The organism is Streptomyces bicolor (assembly GCF_000719285.1).
Taxonomy (GTDB): Bacteria; Actinomycetota; Actinomycetes; order Streptomycetales; family Streptomycetaceae; genus Streptomyces; species Streptomyces bicolor.
Genome location: NZ_JOFS01000032.1, coordinates 128,019 through 149,952, shown reverse-complemented (window position 1 = coordinate 149,952; position 21,934 = coordinate 128,019). Strand labels below are relative to the sequence as shown.

Genomic DNA, 21,934 nt, shown 5'->3' with positions numbered 1-21,934 from the left:
CGGGTTGTCGGTCTCCTCGGGGTCGGTGGCCGGGCGGGACGGGGCGATGGGGGTCGGTGAGGCGGGGGTCGACGGTGGGCGGGACGGGGTGGCGCTCGGAGGCGCGGAGGGGCGCGGCGGTGAGCCCTCCTTCGGCTTCGAGGGGGACCGCGACGGCTCGGGGCGGTCAGCGGAACCGGCGGAGGCGTCCGGCACCACCCGGTGGCCGCCCAGGAAGTACGCGTACCAGGCCCTGACCGTGCGCAGGTAGGCCGTCGAGTGGTTGTAGCCGAGGATCGCCCGGTCCATCTCGGCGGGGACCGACAGATCCCGCCCGCCCGCGCACAGGTAGCGTCCGGCGGCGAGGGCCGCGTCGAAGATGTTGTTCGGATCCATACGGCCGTCGCCGTTGCCGTCGGCGCCCCAGCGCGCCCAGGTCGACGGGATGAACTGCATCGGCCCGACCGCCCGGTCGTACGCCGTGTCCCCGTCATGGGCCCCACCGTCCGTGTCCCGGATCAGCGCGAACGCCACGCCGTCCAGCCGTGGGCCGAGGATCGGCGTCACCGTCGTACCGTCCGACGTCACCCGACCGCCCCGCGCCTGCCCGGACTCCACCTGCCCGATCGCCGCCAGCAGCTGCCACCGAAGGCGACAGCCGGGCGCCTCCCGGGAGAGCCGCTCCTCGGCTCGCCGGTACGCGGCGAACACGCTCGCCGGCAGCGCGCCGCCCACTTCCGCCGGTGCCGGCTCGTCGCCGTCGGGCTTCCCGGTCCGCAGCGGCGGCAGCTCGGTGCGGTACGGGGTGTCGCCGGAGACGCTCGGCCCGTGCTCGGCGGGTGTCTGCCTCGGCGTCGGTGCCGAGGCCCGTGCCGGGACCGCGCCCGGTGCCTGTGAGGCGGTGAGCGCCACCATCGCCGCCAGCGCGGCCGCCGTACCCCTGGCGGTTCTGACTCCCTGCCCTGCCACTTTCCGTTCCCCTCCCTGCAGACGTATGTCCGTCGTCTGCTCTACGGGGCGGAGCGGCGCGTCCGTCGCACGGTTCTGCGCGCATGCCGCTGTCGCGGATCCCGGCACGTCACCGGTCCGGCCCCCTCCCGGAGGCCAGACCTGCGGGCTTGCTCCAGGCAGGAGAGGTGGACCCCGGCACCTGGAGGCACAGCGTGGACGACAACCGCAGACTCCCCCTCGTCTACGTCCGGGGCTTCGCCGGCGGAACCCGGGGCATCGACAAGGCCGTGGACGACCCCTTCTACGGGTTCAACGAGGCCGAGGCGCTCAGGCACAGCCGCCGTCTGCTCGCCCCCGACCGCCCGGCCGTCCTGCTGCTGACCGGGACCGGCGAGTTCCTGGGCACCCTCCCCGGAGCCTGCCCGGGCGCGGACGGGCAGCCGGGCGGCGCTCCGGGCGGGGTGGCCGAAGTCCTCGGCCGGGCACGCCAGTTGGTGCGCGCACCGCGCGGTGACGCGGAGACCGCGGGATGGGACGGCTCGCTGCGCTACGGCGACCTCGTGCTGGATGACGCCACCCGCCGGGCCCGCCGTGGCGAGCGCACCATCGAGCTCACGCCCGCGGAGTACCGGCTGCTGCGCTGCCTGCTGGTCAACGCCGAACGCGTGCTTTCGAAGGAGCAGATCGGACGGCACGTCTGGGCCGACCCCCCCGACCGACGGTGCGATCGACCGGCTCGTGTCACGGCTGCGCTGCAAGGTCAACGGCCGGGAAATGTCCGGGAGCTGTCAGCCCACTTCGCTTCACTGGTCCCGCTTACTCGCCGAACAGCGACTCCTGCCCCTCGAACCCGCCCGCCCCCTCCTCCTTCTCCGGCTTGTCCAGCCGCCGGTTGCGGGCCCCCACCACCAGCGCTGTCACCGTGGCCGTCGCCGCCAGTGCCGTGGGGACCATCCAGCCGCGGTCGAGGACGTGGCGCAGGGCGTGGTCGAGGGAGAGGCGGCCGGGGCCCGCGATGGCGAGGCCGGTCGCGGCCAGGCCGAGGGTGGCCGCGTACTCGTAGCCGCCGCCCTGGTTGAAGAAGCCGTTCGGGGCGTGCACCGCGGACGCCCCCGCCATCGCCCCGGCCGCCGCCGCACCCGCCGCGGGCGTCGCCAGCCCCAGCGCCAGCAGCGTGCCGCCACCGGTCTCCGCGAGCCCCGCCGCGGTCGCGCTCGCCTTGCCCGGCCGGTAGCCGACCGACTCCATGAACTGGCCGGTGCCCTGGAGGCCGTGCCCGCCGAACCAGCCGAACAGCTTCTGTGTGCCGTGCGCGGCCAGCACCCCGCCGGCACCCAGCCGGAGCAACAGCAGACCCAGATCACGTCGGTCGAAAGCACTCGCAGCACCCACAGCGACTCCCGGAACAGTCAGCAGGAACAGTCGGCTCGAACAGATCCCCTCCCGCGTATCCACCGTCGCACCGAAGACACCCACTCGGCCCGCCCTCGCCGCCGTTCGGGTGGCGGGCCGGCGGGGGCGATGTGAGTCTGACCGGTATGACGATTCAGACGTCCAAACTCAGCGACCCCGCCGTCCGTGCGTTCGTCACCGCCGTCAACTCGCACGACCGCGAGGGCTTCCTGAGCATCCTCGCGCCCGGCGCGACCATGGCGGACGACGGCACCGACCGCGACCTCGCCGACTGGATCGAGAACGAGATCTTCTCCTCCAACGGCCACATGGAGGTCGACAACGAGTCGAACCAAGGCCGCGACCTCCTCGCCAGCTACCGCAACGACACCTGGGGCGAGATGCGCACCCGCTGGCACTTCGAGGTGGAGGAGGACGGCAGGATCTCCCGCTTCGAGACCGGTCAGGCGTAACCGCCGTCAGGAAGTCCCCGCCAGAGTCTTCTGAGCATCGTCGTACGGCCTGTGCGGCAGCCGTTCCACGCACCGGTGCGTACCTCGCGGTCCCACGCGAGGTCCACCCCCACCCGGTGATCGTGGAACGGCTGCCGCCTCCCCCCTCGGTATGGCTTGCGGAAGCCGCCTGCTCCATATGTGAAGCTCTTGTGCAGGCGAAGTTGAGCATATGTCGCCCACCGGCCGCGACGCAGTGGAACTTCATATTCCGCTTGTGCAAGTTGTGGAGGTGACGGGAGGGCCGGGGGGACCTCAGCCGCGCCCCACGTAGGGCATCGCCGTCGCGAGCACCGTCGCGAACTGCACGTTCGCCGCCAGCGGCAGCTCCGCCATGTGCCGCACGGTCCGCGCCACATCGGCCACGTCCATCACGGGCTCGGGCACCACTGAGCCGTTGGCCTGCAGAGCGCCCGTCTCCATGCGTGCGGTCATGTCGGTCGCCGCGTTGCCGATGTCGATCTGCCCGACGGCGATGTCGTACGGCCGCCCGTCCAGCGACAGCGACTTGGTCAGGCCGGTCAGCGCGTGCTTGGTCGCCGTGTAGGCCACCGAGTGCGGCCGCGGCGTGTGCGCCGAGATCGAGCCGTTGTTGATGATCCGGCCGCCCCGCGGGTCCTGCTCCTTCATCTGCCGGTACGCCGCCTGCGCGCACAGGAACGCCCCGTTGAGGTTGGTGTCCACGACGTGCCGCCAGGCGTCGTACGACAGTTCCTCGACCGGCACGCCGCCCGGTCCGAACGTCCCCGCGTTGTTGAACAGCAGGTCCACGCGCCCGAACCGCTCCACGGTGGCGGCGAACAGCGCGGCCACGTCCTCCTGCCGTGACACGTCCGTGTGTACGGCGAGAGCGGCGCCGTCGGGCACCAGCCCCGCCGTCTCCTCCAGCGTCTCGACGCGCCGCCCGGCCAGCGCCACCGACCAGCCCGCGCGCAGCAGCTCCACGGCCACCGCACGTCCGATGCCGGAGCCGGCGCCGGTCACCACGGCGATCCTTGTGCCCGTTTCCCTGTCGTTCATGGGGCCGCAGCGTACGTGAGGGTCCGCCATTCGGAACTCATCTGTCTGCCATCCGGGTGTTGTGTACGCGCCAAGCGGGTGTCGTCCCCGGCCACTCCAATGCGTCATGCATCCATCAGTCAGGGGAGGACCGGATGACCATCGCTGCACACCCGCCCCAGCACGCCCCCGAACTGCGCGCCGCCGCCCGGCACATCGGCCGCCGCCGCTTCCTGACCCTCACCGGCGCGGCCGCCGCGCTCGCCTTCGCCGTGAACCTGCCGACGGCGGGTGCCGCCAGTGCCGCGCGGCTCGACCCCCGCAAGATCACCGCCGACCCCTTCACGCTCGGCGTCGCCTCCGGCGACCCGCTGCCCGGCTCTGTCGTGCTGTGGACCCGCCTGGCCCCCGTGCCGTACCAGCCGGACGGCGGACTGCCCGCCGAACGCGTCACGGTCCAGTGGGAACTGGCGCACGACGAGCGGTTCAGCCGTATCGCCAGACGCGGCACCGCCACCGCGCACCCCGAGTTCCACCACACGGTCCACGTCGAGGTCGACAACCTGGACGCGGACCGCGTCTTCTACTACCGCTTCCGCACCGGCGCTTGGATCAGCGAGACGGGCCGCACCCGCACCGCGCCGCTCGCCGACGCCGCGACGAGCTCGCTGACCCTCGCGGCCGTCTCCTGCCAGGCGTACACCGACGGCTACTACACGCCGTACCGCCATCTCGCGCAGGACGACGTGGACGTCGTCTTCCACCTCGGCGACTACCTGTACGAGTACGCGGTCAACTCCGTCGGCGGTTACCGCAACTACACCGACCGCACGCTCCCGGCCCTCTTCAACCGCGAGACGGTGACCCTGGAGGACTACCGCCTGCGCTACGCCCTCTACAAGACCGACCCCGACCTCAGGGCCGCGCACGCCGCGCACCCCTTCGTCGTCACCTGGGACGACCACGAGACCGAGAACAACTACGCCGACGACACCCCCGAGAACAGCGTCCCGCCGGAGGAGTTCCTGCTGCGCCGGGCCTCCGCCTACCGCGCCTACTGGGAGAACCAGCCCCTGCGCAGTCCGCAGCAGCCCACGGGCTCCGACATGCGGCTCTACCGGCGCCTGCGGTGGGGCCGGCTCGCCCAGTTCGACGTGCTGGACACCCGGCAGTACCGCTCCAACCAGGCCTACGGCGACGGCGCGCAGATCCCCGGCCCGGACGTCGACGACCCGGCGCGCACCATGACCGGCGCCACCCAGGAGCGCTGGCTGCTCGACGGATGGCGCGACTCGACGGCGCTGTGGAACGTCGTACCGCAGCAGGTCACCTTCTCCCAGCGGAAGTTCGACCTCACCACACCCTCCCGGGTCTCCATGGACGCCTGGGACGGCTACCGCGCCTCCCGCCGCCGGGTCCTGGACGGCGCCAAGGCCGCCGGGATCGAGAACCTGATGGTGCTCACCGGTGACGTCCACGTCGGCTACGGCTTCGACATCAAGGACGACTTCGACGACCCCGACTCCGACACGCTCGGCACCGAGATCGTGGCCACGTCGATCGCCAGCGGCCGGGACGGCACCGACCGGCCCGCCAACTGGGACACGTACATGCAGGCCAACCCGCACATGAGGTTCTACAACGGGCGGCGCGGCTACACGACCGTCGCGCTGGGCCAGGAGCAGGCGCGGGCCGACTTCAAGACGGTGCCGTACGTGACCACGCCCGGGGCGCCGGTCACGACGGCCGCGTCCTTCGTCACCCGGGCCGGGGAGCCGGGGCTCACGCCGGTGTGAGCGCGGGCACGAGGTCCTCGCCGGAGTCCTCCTCGGGGGCCTCGCCCGGGTAGCGGACGCCGACGCGGTCCCGGATCGCGTCGAGCGTCCGCATCACGGCCAGCGTGCCGTCGAGCGGCACCAGCGGGGACTCGCTCTCCCCGGCGCGCAGGGCGCGCATCACCTCGACGGCCTCGTGCCGCAGGGTGTTGCGGGGCCCGTCCGCCGGGTCGGCCGTGAACTCCTCGGGGTCACGGCCGTCGCGGTGCAGGACGAAACGGTCCGGGAAGAAGAAGCCGTGCGGCACGTCGATACGGCCGCCCGAGCCGGTGACCGACGCGGAGGTCGCCGTACCGCCGGCGATGGAGCAGTGCACCGAGGCGAGCGCGCCGCCGTCCCAGGACAGCAGGGCTCCGGTCTGGAGGTCGACGCCCTCCGCGGACAGCGTCGCGCGCGCCGTGACGTCCGACGGCTCCCCGAGCAGCAACTGGGCGAAGGAGACCGGGTACACGCCGAGGTCCAGCAGCGCGCCGCCGCCCTGTGCCGGGTCGCGCAGGCGGTGCGAGGGCGGAAAGGGGCCGGCCAGCCCGAAGTCGGCCTGGACATGGCGCACTTCACCGATCGCGCCGTCGTCCACCAGGGCCTTGAGTCGACGGATCAGCGGGTTGCAGTACATCCACATGGCCTCCATCAGGAAGCTGCCGCGCGCCTTCGCCAGCGCGACGAGTTCCCCGGCCTCGCGGGCGTTGAGCGTGAACGCCTTCTCGCACAGCACGTTGTGCCCGGCCTCCAGACACAGCCCGGCGGCCGCCCGATGCGCCGAGTGCGGGGTGGCGACGTACACGACATCGATGTCGCCGTCCTCGGCGAGCGCGGCCCAGTCGCCGTACGCCCGCGGAATCCCGAACCGCTCGGCGAACGCGTCGGCGGACTCCTGCTTCCGCGAGGCCACCGCCACCACCTCGGCGTCCGGCAGATCCACGAGGTCCGCCGTGAACGCGGCCGCGATCCCGCCGGTCGCCAGGATCCCCCACCGCACGCTCTGCTCGGCCATCACGGCCCCACCCCTCGGTCATGTGACCCTCGGCACTCTGTACGAGCTGAGAGCATAGAGGGCGGATCACTGGGAGAGGGAGGGGTGCATGGGCGACCGTGGGGGGCCGATAGAGGACGCGTCGCAGTCGGCGACACCTTCACCTTCGGCGGTGTCACCGGCGAATCCACCTTCGGCGAAGCAACCGCCCACCCGCTCCCTCCGCCGCACCGGCTTCCTCGTCACCTTCATCCTCGGCGGACTGACGGCCACGCCCCCGCTGGCGATGGACATGTACCTCCCGGCGCTCCCCGAGGTCACCGGGTCCCTGCACGCGCCCGCCGCGACCGTCCAGCTCACGCTCACGGCCTGCCTGGCCGGCATGGCGCTCGGGCAGCTGGTGGTCGGCCCGATGAGCGACCGCTGGGGCCGCAGACGCCCGCTGCTGACGGGCCTGGCCGTGTACGTCGTGGCCACCGTGCTGTGCGCGCTCGCGCCCACCGTCGAGTCCCTGATCGCCTTCCGGCTGGCACAGGGACTCGCGGGTGCGGCGGCGATCGTCATCGCGCGGGCGGTCGTACGCGATCTGTACGACGGCCTGGCGATGGCCCGCTTCTTCTCCACCCTCATGCTGATCTCGGGCGTCGCCCCGATCATCGCGCCGCTCATCGGCGGGCAGATGCTGCGGGTGACGGACTGGCGGGGCGTGTTCGCTGTGCTGACGGTGGTCGGGGTGCTGCTGGCGGGCCTCGTCTGGTGGAAGCTCCCCGAGACCCTCCCGGCGGACGACCGGCACGCCGGCGGGGTCGGCGCGGCCCTGCGCGCCATGCGCGGACTGCTGGCCGACGGCCCCTTCGCCGGGTACATGCTGGCAGGAGGGTTCGCCTTTGCCGCCCTCTTCGCCTACATATCGGCGTCGCCGTTCGTGATCCAGGAGATCTACGGGGCCTCGCCGCAGACCTTCAGCCTGCTGTTCGGCCTCAACTCGGTCGGGCTGGTGGTCGTCGGCCAGATCAACGGCAAGGTGCTGGTGGGGCGGGTCAGCCTGGACCGGGTGCTCGGGGCGGGCCTGGCGGTGGTGATCCTGGCGGCGACGGCGCTGCTGCTGATGTCCCTGGGCGTGTTCGGCGAGGTCGGCCTGGTGCCGGTGGCCGCGGCCCTCTTCGTCCTGATGTCCGCGATGGGCGTGACCTTGCCCAACACCCAGGCGCTGGCCCTCCTGCGCACCAAGCACGCCGCCGGCTCCGCGTCCGCGCTCCTCGGCACGTCCTCCTTCCTCATCGGCGCGATCGCCTCGCCCCTCGTGGGTGTCGCCGGGGAGGACACCGCCGTCCCGATGGCCGTCGTCCAACTGGCCGCAGCACTGGTGGCGCTGGCCTGCTTCATGGGAATGTGCCGTCCTTGGAACAGACGTGCGGACAGATCTGCGGGTGCGGAGGGAGCGGAGAGCTGAGCGCGCCGAGACTGCGCGGGGACACGCCGGAAAGGGCCGGACTCGACCCCGAGGAGATCCGTCATCTCGTCCGCGAGGTCCATGACCTCAGCACCGGCCCTCGCCCCTGGGCGGCCGGCGCGGTGCTGGCCGTCGGGCGGGGGCCGTACCTCGCGGTGGAGGAGGCGGCCGGCTGGGCGGTGCGGTACGCCTCCTACGACGAGAAGAGGGACGCCGGGGTGGAACTGCCGCCCGGCGCCCGCGTTCCGATGACCACGGACACGCCCTTCGATCTGGCCTCCCTCACCAAGCTGTTCACCTCGGTGGCCGCGGTGCAGCAGATCGAGCGGGGCACGCTCGGCATCGACGCGCGGGTCGGGGCGTACCTGCCGGACTTCCGAGCGGCGGCCCGGTACGGCATCACGGTGCGCCAACTGCTCACGCACACGTCCGGACTGCGGCCCGAACTGCCGCTGTACGACTGCGCGGACGACGCGGAGCGGCTGGAGATGCTCCGCGCGGAGCCACCGATCGGCGTGCCCGGCACCTACTGCTACTCCGACCTGAACCTCCTCCTGCTCCAGCACGTACTGGAACGCCTCACGAGCCGCACGCTCGACGTCCTCGTCCACGACGGCATCACCCGCCCCCTCGGCATGACCGCGACCCACTTCGGGCCCTGCCCCGGGGCGGCGGCGACCGAGGACCAACGGCGGCCGTGGGCCAAGGCGGACCGGGGGATGCTGCGGGGTGTCGTCCACGACGAGAACGCGTGGGCGCTGGGCGGGGTGGCCGGCCATGCGGGCCTCTTCTCGACGGCCCGAGACCTGGCGATCTTCTGCCGAGCACTGCTGTCGGGCGGCGCGTACGGCCCCGCCCGCATCCTCGGCCCCGACTTCGTGGAACTGCTGCTGACCCCGCCCGGGCTGGGGTTCGCGATCGACCAGCCGTGGTTCATGGGGGAGCTGGCGGGGCGGGGGGCGGCGGGGCACACCGGGTTCACGGGGACATCGCTGGTGCTGGATCCGGCGACGGACACTTTCGTCGTGCTGCTGGCGAACACGGTGCATCCGCGCAGGCGGGGGCCGGACAGCCGGCCGCGGGCGGCGGTGGGGACGAGGGTGGCACGGGCGGTGCGGGGTACGTAAGCAGGTATTTCAGCCCGTCCGGCGTTTGAGGAGACCGAGGCCCGCACCCACGCCCCGCACCCTCATAGAATCGCCGAGTGAACGCCCCCGTACCCCCGGCCGAGACCCTGCGCCACAGCCTCGCCACCCTCCTCGACGGCCTCCCACCCCGCCAGGCCGCCCAGGCCGTCGACCGCCTGATCGCCACCTACCGGGGCGCCACCCCCACCCACACCCCCATCCTCCGCGACCGCGCCGACGTCGCCGCCTACGCCGCCTACCGCATGCCCGCGACCTTCGAGGCCGTCCACGCGGCACTGGAGGCGTTCGCGCAGGCCGTCCCCGACTGGACCCCCACCAGCCACACCGACGTCGGCGGCGGAACCGGCGCCGCGACCTGGGCCGTCACCGCCACCTGGCCCGGCGAGCGCGGCGTCACCGTGCTGGACTGGGCCGAGCCCGCCCTCGCCATCGGCCGGGAGATCGCCGCCGCCAACCCCGCGCTGCAGAACGCCCGTTGGCACCGCGCCCGAATCGGCTCGACGCTCACCCTGGACCCCACCGACCTCGTCACGGTCTCCTACGTCCTCAACGAGCTCACCGCCCCCGACCGCACCACCCTCCTCGACACCGTCGCCTCCGCCGCCCAGGCCGTCGTGATCGTCGAGCCCGGCACCCCGGACGGCTACACCCGCGTCATCGAGGCCCGCGACCGCCTCGTCACCGCCGGCTTCCACATCGCCGCCCCCTGCCCGCACAGCGCCGCCTGCCCCATCGTCCCCGGCACGGACTGGTGCCACTTCTCGGCAAGGGTCAGCCGCTCCTCGCTCCACCGCCAGATCAAGGGCGGCTCCCTCGCCTACGAGGACGAGAAGTTCGCCTACGTCGCCGCCACCCGCCACCCCGCCACCCCGGCCCCCGCCCGCGTCGTACGCAAACCGCAGATCCGCAAGGGCCAGGTCCTCCTCGACCTGTGCGAAACCGAACCCTCCCTGCGCCGCACCACGATCACCAAACGCCACGGCGACCTCTACAAGGCGGCCCGCGACGCGGACTGGGGCGACGCCTGGCCTCCGGCCGAGAACGAAGAGCCCTAGGCACCGGCCCACCGCACGAGAGCGGCCCGCCTCCCCCGGGCGGGGGAGACGGGCCCGAAGGGGCACGGGGAACGCGGACGCCGATCACGACGCGTCGTCGGTCGGCTCCCCTTCCCGCCGTTGCCCCTGTTTCTCCTGGAGCTTGCGCAGCAGCTCCTTCTTCTGGGCAAGGGGGTCGGTCCCGCCGCCGATACGGCCGTCCCGGCCGCCTCCGCGCAGCGCGTTGCGGCCGAGGTTCCGTCGCGTCCCGCCGACGCCCAGCATGTTTCCGGCTCCGCTTCGGGCCATGGTGGAGCTCCTTTCGTCGGAATGAATGAAACGAGACGGTTCGTCTCGATGTATCGTGCTCACCCAGGGTCCGGCGAGACGCTCCGTCTTGTCAACCTGATAAATTCAAGCCATGGCAGCCCAGAAGTCCGCTCAGCCCGCCCCCAGCTCCACCCGCCGGAGTGAGAAGTCCCGTCGGGCCATCTACGGCGCCGCCCTCGCCCTCGTCGGGGAAGTCGGCTACCCGAGGACCACGATCGAGGGCATCGCCGCCCGCGCCGGCGTCGGCAAGCAGACGATCTACCGCTGGTGGTCGTCGAAGGCGGACGTCCTGCTGGAGGCCTTCCTCGACCTGAGCGAGCAGGCGTCCCGGGACGCCGGCCCGGAGTACGAGTTCGCCATCCCGGACACCGGCGACCTCGCCGCCGATCTCAAAGCCGTACTGCGCCTCACCGTCGACCAGCTCAAGGACCCCCGCTTCGAGATCCCGTCCCGCGCCCTCGCCGCCGAGGGCGTGGTCAACGAACAGCTCGGCCGGGTCTTCGTGACCAAGCTCCTCGAACCCTCGCTCATGCTGTACGTCGACCGGGTGCGCGCCGCCCAGGAGGCCGGCCAGGTCCGCCCGGAGGTCGACCCGCGCATCGCCCTGGAACTGTGGGTCTCCCCCCTCGCCCAGCGTTGGCTGCAGCACACGGGCCCGATCTCGTACGAGTACACGGACACGTTGGTCGACTACGCCCTGTACGGCATCGCACCGCGCACACGGTAGGGACGTAAATCCCGCCAAAGCTGCCCATTACCCCTGATCGCGGTGCTGTGTACGCCTCGCCCCACCTACCCCGGTTGTCCGCTACGGCCCCCCGGAGCGCACGATGATGGGACCATAGGGCATGCTGTTCCGCACGACAGCGAGGCGAGGCGATAGATGAGCTCGGAGTTGGGCGGCCGGACCGGCCTGCAGGGCAAATTCTCCCAGTGGCTGCGTGGACGCCGCCCCAAGGACGCCGCCGACGACGGTGGCAGGGAGGCCCTGCTGCTGGCCGCCGCCGCGGCGGGACTGCCCCTCGCGCCCGCCGCGCACCCCGCCGGCTACCGCTGTTCCTGTGACCGGGTCGGCTGTCCCACCCCCGCCCGGCACCCGGTGTCCTTCGCCTGGCAGACGCAGTCCACCACCGACCGCGCCCAGATCGAGCGCTGGGCCCGCCATCAGCCGCAGGCCAACTTCATCACCGCGACCGGCATGGTGCACGACGTCCTAGACGTGCCCATCGAGGCGGGGCGCGAGGCGCTGGAGCGGCTGCTCGATTCCGGCATCGAGGTGGGACCGGTCACCGAGAGCGACGACGGCCGCATGCTGTTCTTCACCCTCACCCGCGGCACCCCCGAGGACGAGGACGAGTGGTGGCCCTGCGAGCTGGACTGCCACCCCGAGACCATGGACGAGCACCCGGGGCTGCGCTGGCACTGCCGCGGGTCCTACGTCCTCGTGCCGCCCGCCCAGCTGCCCGGCGAGGGCCGGACCGTGCACTGGGTGCGCGGGCTCGAACACCCGCTGCCCGACCCGCTGAGCCTGCTGGAGATCCTCACCGACGCCTGCGCCCGCCACGTCGGCCAGGAGTCCGACCACGTCAGCGGGGCCTGGCCGCTGCGCCGCTGAGGCGGCCTGCGGGGCGGCCGCGCCGAGCCGCCGCCCCTCGGGCCTGAGCTACGTCACTCGCCCTTCGCCGACGTGAGCCCCTGCGTTCGGCCGATGACCTTCACCTTCCCGGAGCCCTTCGGGTCCAGGGCCACCTCGGTGGAGACGATCTCCAGGGTCAGCGACTGCTTTATCTCGCCCTTCGTCAGCGCCTCGACGGCCTTGCCCGGAGAGGGGACCGAGGTGCCCGCGTAGGCGGTCCGCTTCTCGTAGTAGCGCGTGGTGAAGAACACCAGCGCGCCGCCGTCCGTGGTGCGCAGCGCCAGCGGGGCGTAGTCGCCGCTCGTGAGCGGTTCGTCGATGAACTGGCTGACCAGACCCGGTCGCTTGGCGTCCTTCTCCCGGTCGGCACGCCACCCGCTGGTGTGGCGGCCGTCCGCGAAGACGTCCCCGCCGTCCTTGAGGTAGCCGGCGTACGCCTTGCTCAAGTCCCCCGGCGGCACGGCCAGTTCGGCCGAGTTCGCCGGGACGGCCTCGGCCCAGCCGTCCTTGTCCGTCTTGAACTTCGGCACGTCGTCGGGGGCCACCAGCGTCAGATACGCGGCCTCCCACGGCTCGTCCAGGCTGTGGCGGGTGAAGACGAAGAACCAGCGTGCGCTGCCGAACTTGTTGCCGGCCGCGTCGGCCACGAACCAGCGCGGCCAGCCCGCCTTCTTCGGGATCGTGAACTTGGTGTCCGACAGCTCCAGCGGGGTGTGTGCCGCGTTGCCGCCGGGGCTCACCGCCTTGCCCGCCTTCAGCCGCGCCGCGTCGATGTCGCTCAGGGCGCCGGTGACGTGGTCGGCGTCGAGGGAGCTGTCGTACGCCTTGTCCGCCTTGTTGTACGCGGTTGTGAACTGCTGTAGGGCCTTGGCAGCCTCCGCTTTGGTGGCCGAGGGGAGAATCTCCCGCTCCCCGTGGACCACCACGCATCCGCTCGCCGTCAGCGACAAAGCGGTCATCGAGGCAGCTATCAGTGCGCTCCGGTCAAGCCTGCGGAGCCTTCGAGGGCCGCGTTCCCTGCTCATCAGGTCCCTTCACCTTCCCCTTCCCGGAGGCGAACCCTACCGGTGCGAGGAACAGCGTGAGCGTCGGGATCAGGTACAGCAGCCACACCGTGACCTGGAGGACGGTCGGATCGGGCTGGAAGTTGAAGACGCCCTTCAGGAGGGTGCCGTACCAACTCGACGGATCGACGGTGTCGCTGATGTCGAACGCCTTGTCGCTCAGGCCCGGCGGCCAGCGCGCCTCCTGCAGATCGTGGAAGCCGTACGCCAGCACGCCCGCCGCCACGACCACCAGCATGCCGCCGGTCCAGGTGAAGAACCGGGCGAGGTTGATGCGCAGCGCGCCCCGGTAGAACAGCCAGCCCAGGACGACCGCCGTGGCGATGCCGAGGGCGACGCCGATCAGCGGGCGCGGGGTGCCGTCGCCCGCCGCGCGCACCGACGCCCACACGAACAGGGCCGTCTCCAGGCCCTCCCGGCCGACGGCGAGGAACGCGGTCGCGACCAGCGCGCCCGTGCCCATCCGCAGGGCGGCGTCCAGCTTGCCGTGCAGTTCGGCCTTCAGATGCCGGGCGGTGCGCCGCATCCAGAACACCATCCACGTCACCAGGACCACCGCGAGGAGCGACAGGGAGCCGCCGAGCGCCTCCTGTGCCTCGAACGTCAGCTCCTGCGAGCCGAATTCGAGCGCGCAGCCGAAGCCGAGCGCCAGGGCGACCGCGACGCCGATGCCGATCCAGATGGGCCTGAGGGCGTCCCGGCGGTCCGTCTTCACCAGGTAGGCGATGAGGATGCAGACGACGAGGCTGGCCTCCAGCCCCTCGCGCAGACCGATCAGATAGTTGGAGAACACGGCCTACGCCTCCTTGCCGAACAGGGTGCTGCCCCACCAGTCGTCCTTGTCGCGGACGCCGGGCGGGATGGCGAAGAGCGCCGAACCCACGTGCTGGATGTACTCGTTGAGCGAGTCGATCGCCAGGTTGCGCTGGATCGGGATGAACCCGGTGCGCGGGTCGCGCTGGTAGGCGAGGAAGAACAGGCCCGCGTCCAGCCTGCCCAGGCCGTCGGTGCCGTCGGTGAAGGAGTAGCCGCGGCGCAGGATCGTGGCCCCGTCGTTGGAGTCGGGGTGCGCGAGCCGGACGTGCGCGTCGGGCAGCATCGCCTTCAGGAACGGCTCGTCACGCTCCTTCGCCTTGCCGACCGGGGCGCCCTCGCCCTTGTCGCGGCCGATGATGTCCTCCTGCTCCTGCAGGGAGGTGCGGTCCCAGGTCTCGATGTGCATACGGATGCGCCGGGCGACGAGATAGGAGCCGCCGGTCATCCACTCCGGGCCGTCCTTCTCGCCGACCCACACGAACTTCTTCAGCCGGTCCGTCTCCGTCCCCGCGATGTTGCGGGTGCCGTCCTTGAAGCCCATGAGGTTGCGCGGGGTCTGCTCCTCGGGGGTGGTGGACGAGGTCTTCCCGAAGCCGAGCTGCGACCACTTGATGACGACCTTGCCGAAGCCGATGCGGGCCAGGTTGCGGATCGCGTGCACGGCGACCTGCGGGTCGTCCGCACAGGCCTGGACGCACAGGTCGCCGCCGCTGCGGTTCCTGTCGAGGTTGTCGCCGGCGAAGTGCGGCAGGTCGACGAGGGCTTCGGGGCGCCGGCCGGCGAGCCCGAACTTCTCGAACAGAGACGGACCGAACCCGATGGTGAGGGTCAGCCGCGACGGCTTCAGCCCCAGCGCCTCACCGGTGTCGTCCGGCGGCGCCTCGGCCAGACCGCCGTACGCGCCCTCGCCGACCGCCTGCCCGGCGGTCATCCGGCGTGCGGCCGCCGTCCAGTCCTTCAGCATCCGCACGAACTCGGCGCGGTCGTCGGTCTTCACGTCGAACGCGGCGAAGTGCAGCCGGTCCTGTACGGGGGTGGCGATACCGGCCTGCTGGTCGCCGTGGAAGTCGACGGCGGCGCCCGCCTCGGCGCCGACGGGGTCCACGTCCTGGCCCGTGCCGGTCATCGCCACGGCACCCCCGGCCGCGACGGCACCGAGCGCGAGCCCGGCCCCGCCCCAGCCGATCAGGGCACGTCGGGACGGGGATGCAGGAGTCTCGGTCATTTGGGTGCCCGCCTCACTTCACGACGACGGCGGCGGCGAGCTTGGACAGCGGCTCCGCGAGGGCGTTGACGCCGTCCGACAGCTCCTTGCGGTCGGCCTCGCCGACCTTGTCGTACGAGGTGAAGTCGTACGACGACTTGTCCGCGCGGTACTTGTCGAGCAGCCCGTTCAGCGCGCCGAACTGCTTGTCGAGTTCGGTGACCAGCGCCGGGTCGTTCTCCTGGGCGACCGGCTTCAGCAGCTCGTACGCCTTCTGCGCGCCCTCGACGTTGGCCTTGAAGTCGACGAGGTCGGTGTGCGAGTAGCGCTCCTCCTCGCCGGTGACCTTGCCGGTGGCGACCTCGTCGAGGAGTTCCTTGGCGCCGTTGGCCATGGAGGTCGGGGTGATCTCGGCCTTGCCGACCCGGTTCTGCCAGTCCTTCAGGTCCTTGATGAGCAGATCGGCGAGCTCCTTCTCGCGGTCGCCGATCTTCTTGTCCTGCCAGAGGGCCTTCTCCAGGCGGTGCCAGCCGGTCCAGTCGGTGGCCGGGTCCTGGCCGGCCTCCAGGCCGTCCTCGCGGACGTCGACCTTCGGGTCGATGTCGCCGAAGGACTCGGCGACCGGCTCGGTGCGCTCCCAGCCGATGCGGGAGGGGGCGTAGGCCTTCTTCGCGGCCTCGATGTCGCCGTCCTTGACGGCCTTGGCGAACGTCTCGGCCAGCGGCAGGGTCTCGTCGGCCTGCGTCTGCGCGTACTCGCGGTAGGCGGCGACGGCCTTGTCCAGCCGCGGATCGCGCTTGGCGACGGCGCCGTCCCCGGTGGCCTTGACGGTCTGCCGGATGCCGTCGCCCTTCATGCCGGGCTTGCAGGCGATCGTGTAGTCGCCCGCCTTCACCTCGGCGGTGACGGTCTGCTTGGTGCCGGGGCCTATGTTCTCGCGCTCGGTGACGATGCGGTCGTCCGGGAAGAGGATGTAGACCTCGGTGACCTTGGATCCCTTGTTCTCGATGGCGAGTTCGACGTGCCCGGCCGGGAACTCCTTCTTCGACACCTCGCACTTGTCGTCCGTCGCGGTCACGTTGACGACCCGGTCACCGCCCGCCGAACTGCCCTTCTCCGTGCACGCCGTGACGGCGGTCAGGGCCGCCACGGCAGCGATGGCGGTGGTCACGGGGCGTCTGACGGTGCGCATGAAGGCTCCAGGAGGTGGCCGGAAAGTGTGCGTGACGGGCCTCACAATGAAGGAAGGTGAGGCTCGCCTAATGCAGATAAGGATTACCTAAGTGACCAAAAGCGAGTCCATAGAGGGGTCAAAGGAACGTCAAAAGGTTGCGTCGAGGGGCCACCAGCAGGTCCCCGGTCCGCGGGTGCGGAAGCACCTCCACGGGCTGGTCGTAGACCTCCGACAGCAGCCGCTCGGTGAACACCTCGGCCGGTGGCCCGTCGGCCGCGACCCGTCCGGCGCGCAGGATCGCCACCCGGTGCGCGTAGGCCGCCGCGAGCCCCAGATCGTGCAGTACGACCACCACCGCGTCCCCGGCCCGCGCCCGCTCCCGGCACAGTCGCAGCACCAGCTCCTGGTGCCGGAGGTCCAGGGCCGCGGTCGGTTCGTCGAGCAGCAGCAGAGGGGCGCGTTGGGCGAGTACACGGGCGAGCGCGACGCGGGCCCGCTCACCGCCACTGAGCGCGGAGAACGGCCGTACGGCGAAGTCGGTGACCTCGGTGGCGGCCATCGCCTCGGCGACGGCGAGGTCGTCCTCGGCGGGAGAGGAGGCGTGGGGTGCGCGACCCATCCGTACGACGTCCTCCACCGGGAAGGGGAAGGAGAGCGTCGCCGACTGCGGCAGGACCGCGCGGCGCAGGGCGAGTTCGCCCGCGGACCAGTCGGTCGCCGGGCGGCCATGGATCCGTACCACACCCTCGGCGGCCGGGAGGTCGGCGGCCAGCGCACTCAACAGGGTGGACTTTCCGGCGCCGTTGGGCCCGACGAGCGCGAGCACTTCACCGGCCCGGACGGGGACGGAGACGCCGTGCAGGACGGGGCGGGGGCCGAGGTGGACGTGGAGGTCCTGGGCCTCGGCGAGGGTGTCGCCGGGGTTGGCGGCGGGCGGAGGTGCGGGATGTGGGCGGAGGAGTCTCATCGAAGGGGTTCCTTTGACGAAGGGCGAGTGGTTACCGAGGGCGGGACCAACGCCCTTTAGGGGCGCGGGACTGTATCGATTTGCGGCTCCGCCGCGCGGGCGCGACCAGCCCCCACGCACCCGCAGTCGAACACAACCCCTAGGCCCACCCCCCTTGCCGCCGCCGAGTCCGCCGCAGCAACCAGAAGAAGAACGGACTCCCGAGCAGCGCCGTCAACACCCCGAGCGGCAACTCCGCGGGCGCCGCGATCGTGCGGGACGCCAGATCCGCCGCGAGAAGAACCAGCGCACCGAGGAGCGCGCTGGCCGGCACCAGGAACCGGTGCCCCGGACCCGCCGCCATCCGCAGCAGATGCGGCACGACGAGGCCGACGAAGCTGATGATCCCGGACACGCTCACCGCGGCGGCCGTCAGCAGCGCGATGACCAGGACGAGGACGATCCGCAGCCGCTCCACGTCGACGCCCAGATGCCTCGCGGGCCGTTCGCCGAGGGCCAGCAGGTCCAGCCGGCGGGCGTACAGCGGGGCGACGGCGAGTCCGAGCGCCGCGCACGGCAGGACGGCCAGTACCTTCGGCCAGGTCGCCTGGGAGAGCGAGCCGAGCTGCCAGAAGGTGATCTGCTGGATGGCCGCGGTGTCCGCGAAGAACAGGAACAGCCCGATCACCGCCCCGCAGAAGGCGTTCACGGCGATACCTGTGAGGATCAGGGTCACCACTTCGGTACGGCCGCCGGAGCGCGACATCGCGTACACGAGCAGCACCGTGGCGAGCCCGGAGACGAACGCGAAGACGGAAACCGTCCATGTGCCGAGGAAGTTGACGCCGAGCGCGATGGCGCCGACCGCGCCGACCGCCGCGCCCGACGAGACGCCGATCACGCCGGGCTCGGCGAGCGGGTTGCCGAACACGCCCTGCATCAGCGCGCCGGCGCAGCCGAGGGAGGCGCCGATGAGCAGCGCGAGGACGATGCGCGGGAAACGGACGTTCCAGAGCACCGACTCGGCGACGCGGTCGAGTTCGGTGCCGCCGAGGCCGAGGCGGTGCTGGATGGAGGCGAGGACGTCGCCGACGGGGACCGGGTAGGCGCCGATGCCCGCGGCGACCGGGACGAGGACGAGGAGGGCGACGGCCAGGCCGGTGGTCAGGAGCCGGCTGGTCGTGGGGCGGCGTCTGGATGGTGGGGTGGCGTCCGAGGTGGCCTCGGGCGCGGGCTGCTCCAGTACGGTCATGGGCTTAGGTTAGCCTTACCTTCATTATTCCCTTCCTGGGTGCGGCCGTTGATGCGGCACACTGGTCGCCGTGAAGAGGGCGGCCAGGGAGTTTCTGCCAGGAGACGGACTCGTTCTGGCGGTGTCCGGTCGGCCCGGTCCGCCGGCGTTGCGCTTCGAGACGGCGGAGCAGGGGCGGCTGCTGCTGCGACAGGGGGAGCGGCCGCTGTTGCTGGGGCGGTCGGTGGGCGAGGGCTGCTGCCCGGAGCTGTATCTGCACCGCCTGGACGGCTTCCGCTCGCCGCTTCCGGCGCTGCGCTCGTCGACCATGCGATCAGAGATCAACTGGCTGCATCGATACGCGCGTTGGCTGGAGGACGCCGACGGGACCCCGTTGCGCGACGGACGCTGGGAGCTGGCGGCCCGTACCGGCTTTCCGCCGGGTATCTGGACCGAGGACTTCGTGCGGGACTGGCCGGGCGGCCGACTGGAGTTGTCCTGCGGGGGCGGCTGGCACGGAGTGCTGCCCTTGAGGCCGCTCTCGCCACCGGACGCCGGGCGGGTGAAGGCGTACCGCAAGCACGCCCGCGAGGGCACTCTCGCGCCCGTACTGCTGTGGTGGGTGACCTTCCTCGACGGCTGGGTGATCCTCGACGGCCACGACCGCGCGGTGGCGGCGCTGGCGGAGGAGCGGACGCCGGAGTGCGTGGAACTGAGCCAGGTGCCCGACGAGGAGGCCTGGCGGAAGGCGGCCGAAGAGGTGACCGAGGGACACGAGGAGCGCTTGCGACGGCTTGCGGCACGCGCCGGTGATCCGGACGCGGAGCGCCAGCGGGCCAGGATGGAACAGGCGTACGCCGATGCGATCGCCTCGCTGCCTTACGGCGTACTGCCCACGGGCTGCCTGCCGCTCCCCGGCGGAGCCGCCGCCTGGGACGACCTCGCCGTCCGTGCGATGTTTCAATTCCCCCGTGACTGACTACGACGTCCTCCGCGTCTTCTGCGGCCCCAAAGGCGGATACGGCAACGAACTCGGCGTCGTCCGTGACGGCTCGGTGATCCCCGAGCGGAGCGACCGGCAGGCGTTGGCGGCGAAGCTCGGCTTCAGTGAGACCGTGTTCGTGGACGACCCCGAGCGCGGGGTCGTCGACATCTACACGCCGACGCTGAGGCTTCCCTTCGCCGGTCACCCCTGTGTCGGTACCGCCTGGCTGCTCGACGTGCCCGAGCTGGTCACACCCGCCGGTGTGGTGGGCGCGCGGCTGGACGGGGAGTTCAGCTGGATCGAGGCGCGGGCGGAGTGGGCTCCACCGCGCACGCTGAGGCAGTACGCGACCGCCGCCGAGGTCGACGACCTCACCGTGCCCCCGCCGGGGGAGTGGATCTACGCCTGGGCCTGGGAGGACGAGGCCGCCGGACGGGTCCGGGCCCGCGGCTTTCCCGGCCGTGGCGACGGCATCGAGGAGGACGAGGCGACCGGCGCGGCGGCCATCCAGCTCACCCATCGGCTCGGCCGGGCACTCAACATCACCCAGGGCGCGGGTTCGCAGCTGCTCACCGCGCCGCAGCCCGGGGACTGGGTCGAACTCGGCGGCCGGGTCGTCCTGGAACGCTGAGCCGCAGCCGCAGCCGCAGCCTCAGGCGCTCAGCGGGAACTCCTCGCCCAACGCCCGGAAGACCCCGGTGTTCAAGGCGAACGCCTTCTTGCACTCCGTCACGATCCGCTGCCTCTCCAGATCGTCGGCGTGCACCGCGTCCAGCAGCTCGCGGTAACTCCGCTTGAACGCCGCCGGGTTGGGGATCTGCTCGAAGACGTAGAACCGGACCCCGTCGCCCTTCTTGGCGAAGCCCCACGTCTTCTCCGCCTTGTCGCGGATGATCTGGCCGCCGGAGAGGTCGCCGAGGTAGCGGGTGTAGTGGTGGGCGACGTAACCGCCCGGCCAGCGCTCGGCGCACTCGCGCACCCGGTCCGCGTACGTCCGCGTCGCCGGGAGCGCCGACAGTCCTGCCCGCCAGCCCGGACCCCGCAGATGCGCCAGGTCCCGCTCCAGCGCCGGCAGCCGGAACAACTCCGGCCGGATGAAGGGCCCCGTCACCGGGTCCGACGCCAGCCGCTCGGCCCCGGCCTCCAGCGCGGCGTACACGAACCACAGCTGCTCGGTGTACCGCGCGTACGCGTCGACGCCGAGCCGTCCGCCGAGCAGGTCGCTCATGAACGTCGAGGTCTCGGCCTCCACGTGCTGTTCATGGGACGCGGTGCGGATGAGTGTCGAGAAGGGCTCCATGGGCATATCCTCTGAGGTAAGGCTTACCTAAGTCAATAGGTTTGCCGACGCCCTGTCGGTAAAAGCGTACAAGACAAAGCCCGCCCTGGCAGGGCGGGCTCGAAGGTCGGCGATCAGGGCAGCGTCAGGATCTCCGCCCCCGTCTCCGTCACCACCAGCGTGTGCTCGAACTGGGCCGTCCGCCTGCGGTCCTTCGTGACGACCGTCCAGCCGTCGTCCCACATGTCGTACTCGTGGGTCCCGAGGGTCAGCATCGGCTCGATGGTGAAGGTCATGCCGGGCTGGATCACCGTCGTCGCGTGCGGGCTGTCGTAGTGCGGGATGATCAGGCCCGAGTGGAACGAGGAGTTGATTCCGTGGCCGGTGAAGTCGCGGACCACGCCGTAGCCGAAGCGCTTCGCGTACGACTCGATCACCCGGCCGATCACGTTGATCTGGCGGCCCGGCTTGACCGCCTTGATCGCGCGGTTGAGGGACTCGCGGGTGCGCTCCACCAGCAGGCGGCTCTCCTCGTCGACGTCGCCCACCAGGTACGTCGCGTTGTTGTCGCCGTGCACCCCGCCGATGTACGCCGTCACGTCGAGGTTGACGATGTCGCCGTCGCGCAGCACCGTGGAGTCCGGGATGCCGTGGCAGATCACCTCGTTGACGCTCGTGCACAGGGACTTGGGGAAGCCGCGGTAGCCGAGCGTGGACGGGTAGGCGCCGTGGTCGCACATGTAGTCGTGCGCCACCTTGTCCAGTTCGTCGGTGGTGACCCCGGGGGCGATCAGCTTCGCCGCCTCGGCCATCGCCCGCGCCGCGATTCTGCCGGCGATCCGCATCGCCTCCACGGTCTCCGGGGTCTGCACCTCCGGACCGGTGTACGGCGTCGGCGCGGGCTTGCCGACGTACTCGGGGCGGCGGATGTTTCCGGGCACGGGACGGGTGGGGGACAGCTCCCCCGGAACGAGCAGCGACTGGCCAGACATG

At 71.6% G+C, this 21,934-nt stretch carries 22 protein-coding genes and 1 pseudogene; 10 read left to right on the top strand and 13 right to left on the bottom strand.

The features are described from left to right. Positions 1-948, bottom strand: a 948-nt coding sequence (locus IF78_RS0133890; RefSeq protein WP_425314637.1) for a lytic transglycosylase domain-containing protein, incomplete at its 3' end; no start/stop codon positions are given. Positions 949-1,031: 83 nt separating this feature from the next. Here IF78_RS0133890 and IF78_RS50975 point away from each other — a divergent pair. Then, positions 1,032-1,634, top strand: a pseudogene (locus tag IF78_RS50975) (winged helix-turn-helix transcriptional regulator); the annotation flags it as partial. Positions 1,635-1,746: 112 nt separating this feature from the next. Here the strand turns inward: IF78_RS50975 and IF78_RS0133880 are convergent. Further along, a complete protein-coding gene (locus IF78_RS0133880; protein ID WP_031476531.1) occupies positions 1,747-2,322 on the bottom strand; it encodes a DoxX family protein in 576 nt (191 codons plus the stop codon). Positions 2,323-2,468: 146 nt separating this feature from the next. Here IF78_RS0133880 and IF78_RS0133875 point away from each other — a divergent pair, with 146 nt between their 5' ends. After that, positions 2,469-2,795, top strand: coding sequence for a hypothetical protein (locus IF78_RS0133875; protein ID WP_031476533.1), 327 nt, complete (start codon positions 2,469-2,471; stop codon positions 2,793-2,795). 294 nt (positions 2,796-3,089) lie between these two features. Here the strand turns inward: IF78_RS0133875 and IF78_RS0133870 are convergent, their stop codons facing one another. After that, positions 3,090-3,854, bottom strand: a complete 765-nt coding sequence (locus tag IF78_RS0133870) for an SDR family oxidoreductase (RefSeq protein WP_031476535.1) — start codon at positions 3,852-3,854, stop codon at positions 3,090-3,092. A 134-nt stretch (positions 3,855-3,988) separates the two neighbouring features. Here IF78_RS0133870 and IF78_RS0133865 point away from each other — a divergent pair, with 134 nt between their 5' ends. Beyond that, positions 3,989-5,629, top strand: coding sequence for an alkaline phosphatase D family protein (locus tag IF78_RS0133865; protein WP_031476537.1), 1,641 nt, complete (start codon positions 3,989-3,991; stop codon positions 5,627-5,629). Here IF78_RS0133865 and IF78_RS0133860 read toward each other — a convergent pair. Next, positions 5,616-6,662, bottom strand: coding sequence for a Gfo/Idh/MocA family protein (locus IF78_RS0133860; RefSeq protein WP_031476539.1), 1,047 nt, complete (start codon positions 6,660-6,662; stop codon positions 5,616-5,618). The genes IF78_RS0133865 and IF78_RS0133860 overlap by 14 nt on opposite strands. An 88-nt stretch (positions 6,663-6,750) precedes the next feature. Here IF78_RS0133860 and IF78_RS0133855 point away from each other — a divergent pair, with 88 nt between their 5' ends. From IF78_RS0133855 to IF78_RS0133845, 3 genes are all read left to right on the top strand, one after another. Further along, positions 6,751-8,094 carry a multidrug effflux MFS transporter gene (locus IF78_RS0133855; RefSeq protein ID WP_031476541.1) on the top strand — a complete coding sequence of 448 codons (1,344 nt, stop codon included), beginning with the start codon at positions 6,751-6,753 and terminating at the stop codon, positions 8,092-8,094. Next, on the top strand, positions 8,034-9,221 hold the full coding sequence (locus IF78_RS0133850; protein WP_031476543.1) for a serine hydrolase domain-containing protein: 1,188 nt from the start codon (positions 8,034-8,036) through the stop codon (positions 9,219-9,221). The genes IF78_RS0133855 and IF78_RS0133850 overlap by 61 nt, the downstream gene beginning before the upstream one ends. A gap of 77 nt (positions 9,222-9,298) precedes the next feature. Continuing rightward, complete coding sequence (locus tag IF78_RS0133845) at positions 9,299-10,297, top strand: small ribosomal subunit Rsm22 family protein (RefSeq protein ID WP_031476544.1); 999 nt, start codon at positions 9,299-9,301, stop codon at positions 10,295-10,297. An 84-nt stretch (positions 10,298-10,381) separates the two neighbouring features. On the opposite strand, the gene IF78_RS0133840 is transcribed toward IF78_RS0133845, so the two are convergent. Beyond that, complete coding sequence (locus tag IF78_RS0133840) at positions 10,382-10,585, bottom strand: DUF6243 family protein (protein ID WP_031476545.1); 204 nt, start codon at positions 10,583-10,585, stop codon at positions 10,382-10,384. Positions 10,586-10,697: 112 nt separating this feature from the next. Here IF78_RS0133840 and IF78_RS0133835 point away from each other — a divergent pair, with 112 nt between their 5' ends. Together IF78_RS0133835 and IF78_RS0133830 are read left to right on the top strand one after the other, a co-directional pair. After that, positions 10,698-11,333 carry a TetR/AcrR family transcriptional regulator gene (locus tag IF78_RS0133835; RefSeq protein ID WP_031476547.1) on the top strand — a complete coding sequence of 212 codons (636 nt, stop codon included), beginning with the start codon at positions 10,698-10,700 and terminating at the stop codon, positions 11,331-11,333. Positions 11,334-11,489: 156 nt separating this feature from the next. Then, a complete protein-coding gene (locus IF78_RS0133830) occupies positions 11,490-12,221 on the top strand; it encodes a bifunctional DNA primase/polymerase (RefSeq protein ID WP_031476550.1) in 732 nt (243 codons plus the stop codon). A 53-nt stretch (positions 12,222-12,274) separates the two neighbouring features. On the opposite strand, the gene IF78_RS0133825 is transcribed toward IF78_RS0133830, so the two are convergent. From IF78_RS0133825 to IF78_RS0133800, 6 genes are all read right to left on the bottom strand, one after another. Continuing rightward, the gene (locus tag IF78_RS0133825) at positions 12,275-13,267 is read right to left on the bottom strand and encodes an SCO2278 family lipoprotein (RefSeq protein ID WP_078662679.1); all 993 of its coding nucleotides are present in this window, start codon (positions 13,265-13,267) and stop codon (positions 12,275-12,277) included. After that, positions 13,227-14,099 (bottom strand): iron uptake transporter permease EfeU, encoded by an 873-nt coding sequence (gene efeU, locus IF78_RS0133820; RefSeq protein ID WP_031476554.1) that lies wholly within the window; start codon positions 14,097-14,099, stop codon positions 13,227-13,229. The genes IF78_RS0133825 and efeU overlap by 41 nt, the downstream gene beginning before the upstream one ends. Before the next feature lie 3 nt (positions 14,100-14,102). After that, positions 14,103-15,347, bottom strand: a complete 1,245-nt coding sequence (efeB, locus tag IF78_RS0133815; RefSeq protein ID WP_031476556.1) for an iron uptake transporter deferrochelatase/peroxidase subunit — start codon at positions 15,345-15,347, stop codon at positions 14,103-14,105. 13 nt (positions 15,348-15,360) lie between these two features. Beyond that, entirely contained in the window at positions 15,361-16,518 is a 1,158-nt protein-coding gene (gene efeO, locus IF78_RS0133810) for an iron uptake system protein EfeO (RefSeq protein WP_031476558.1), read from the bottom strand. A 118-nt stretch (positions 16,519-16,636) separates the two neighbouring features. Beyond that, positions 16,637-17,467, bottom strand: a complete 831-nt coding sequence (locus tag IF78_RS0133805) for a heme ABC transporter ATP-binding protein (protein WP_031476560.1) — start codon at positions 17,465-17,467, stop codon at positions 16,637-16,639. A gap of 139 nt (positions 17,468-17,606) precedes the next feature. Then, entirely contained in the window at positions 17,607-18,698 is a 1,092-nt protein-coding gene (locus tag IF78_RS0133800; protein WP_031476562.1) for a FecCD family ABC transporter permease, read from the bottom strand. A 70-nt stretch (positions 18,699-18,768) separates the two neighbouring features. Between IF78_RS0133800 and IF78_RS0133795 the strand changes: the two genes are divergently transcribed. Continuing rightward, on the top strand, positions 18,769-19,656 hold the full coding sequence (locus IF78_RS0133795) for a hypothetical protein (protein ID WP_031476564.1): 888 nt from the start codon (positions 18,769-18,771) through the stop codon (positions 19,654-19,656). Next, on the top strand, positions 19,649-20,293 hold the full coding sequence (locus IF78_RS0133790; RefSeq protein ID WP_031476565.1) for a PhzF family phenazine biosynthesis protein: 645 nt from the start codon (positions 19,649-19,651) through the stop codon (positions 20,291-20,293). Before IF78_RS0133795 ends, IF78_RS0133790 begins: the two co-directional genes overlap by 8 nt. Before the next feature lie 21 nt (positions 20,294-20,314). Here IF78_RS0133790 and IF78_RS0133785 read toward each other — a convergent pair whose 3' ends face one another. Then, the gene (locus tag IF78_RS0133785) at positions 20,315-20,962 is read right to left on the bottom strand and encodes a biliverdin-producing heme oxygenase (RefSeq protein WP_031476567.1); all 648 of its coding nucleotides are present in this window, start codon (positions 20,960-20,962) and stop codon (positions 20,315-20,317) included. Positions 20,963-21,075: 113 nt separating this feature from the next. Then, positions 21,076-21,933, bottom strand: coding sequence for a type I methionyl aminopeptidase (gene map, locus IF78_RS0133780; RefSeq protein WP_031476569.1), 858 nt, complete (start codon positions 21,931-21,933; stop codon positions 21,076-21,078). Between the last annotated feature and the right edge of the window lies 1 nt (position 21,934).

Excerpts from the sequence above, each read along its gene's own strand:
- efeB (WP_031476556.1), bottom strand. The coding sequence starts at position 15,347 with ATGACCGAGACTCCTGCATCCCCGTCCCGACGTGCCCTGATCGGCTGG.
- IF78_RS0133785 (WP_031476567.1), bottom strand. The coding sequence starts at position 20,962 with ATGGAGCCCTTCTCGACACTCATCCGCACCGCGTCCCATGAACAGCAC.
- IF78_RS0133865 (WP_031476537.1), top strand. The coding sequence starts at position 3,989 with ATGACCATCGCTGCACACCCGCCCCAGCACGCCCCCGAACTGCGCGCC.
- IF78_RS0133870 (WP_031476535.1), bottom strand. The coding sequence starts at position 3,854 with ATGAACGACAGGGAAACGGGCACAAGGATCGCCGTGGTGACCGGCGCC.
- map (WP_031476569.1), bottom strand. The coding sequence starts at position 21,933 with ATGTCTGGCCAGTCGCTGCTCGTTCCGGGGGAGCTGTCCCCCACCCGT.
- IF78_RS0133835 (WP_031476547.1), top strand. The coding sequence starts at position 10,698 with ATGGCAGCCCAGAAGTCCGCTCAGCCCGCCCCCAGCTCCACCCGCCGG.
- IF78_RS0133875 (WP_031476533.1), top strand. The coding sequence starts at position 2,469 with ATGACGATTCAGACGTCCAAACTCAGCGACCCCGCCGTCCGTGCGTTC.
- efeO (WP_031476558.1), bottom strand. The coding sequence starts at position 16,518 with ATGCGCACCGTCAGACGCCCCGTGACCACCGCCATCGCTGCCGTGGCG.
- IF78_RS0133860 (WP_031476539.1), bottom strand. The coding sequence starts at position 6,662 with ATGGCCGAGCAGAGCGTGCGGTGGGGGATCCTGGCGACCGGCGGGATC.
- IF78_RS0133855 (WP_031476541.1), top strand. The coding sequence starts at position 6,751 with ATGGGCGACCGTGGGGGGCCGATAGAGGACGCGTCGCAGTCGGCGACA.
- IF78_RS0133800 (WP_031476562.1), bottom strand. The coding sequence starts at position 18,698 with ATGACCGTACTGGAGCAGCCCGCGCCCGAGGCCACCTCGGACGCCACC.
- IF78_RS0133805 (WP_031476560.1), bottom strand. The coding sequence starts at position 17,467 with ATGAGACTCCTCCGCCCACATCCCGCACCTCCGCCCGCCGCCAACCCC.
- IF78_RS0133830 (WP_031476550.1), top strand. The coding sequence starts at position 11,490 with ATGAGCTCGGAGTTGGGCGGCCGGACCGGCCTGCAGGGCAAATTCTCC.
- IF78_RS0133825 (WP_078662679.1), bottom strand. The coding sequence starts at position 13,267 with ATGAGCAGGGAACGCGGCCCTCGAAGGCTCCGCAGGCTTGACCGGAGC.
- IF78_RS0133840 (WP_031476545.1), bottom strand. The coding sequence starts at position 10,585 with ATGGCCCGAAGCGGAGCCGGAAACATGCTGGGCGTCGGCGGGACGCGA.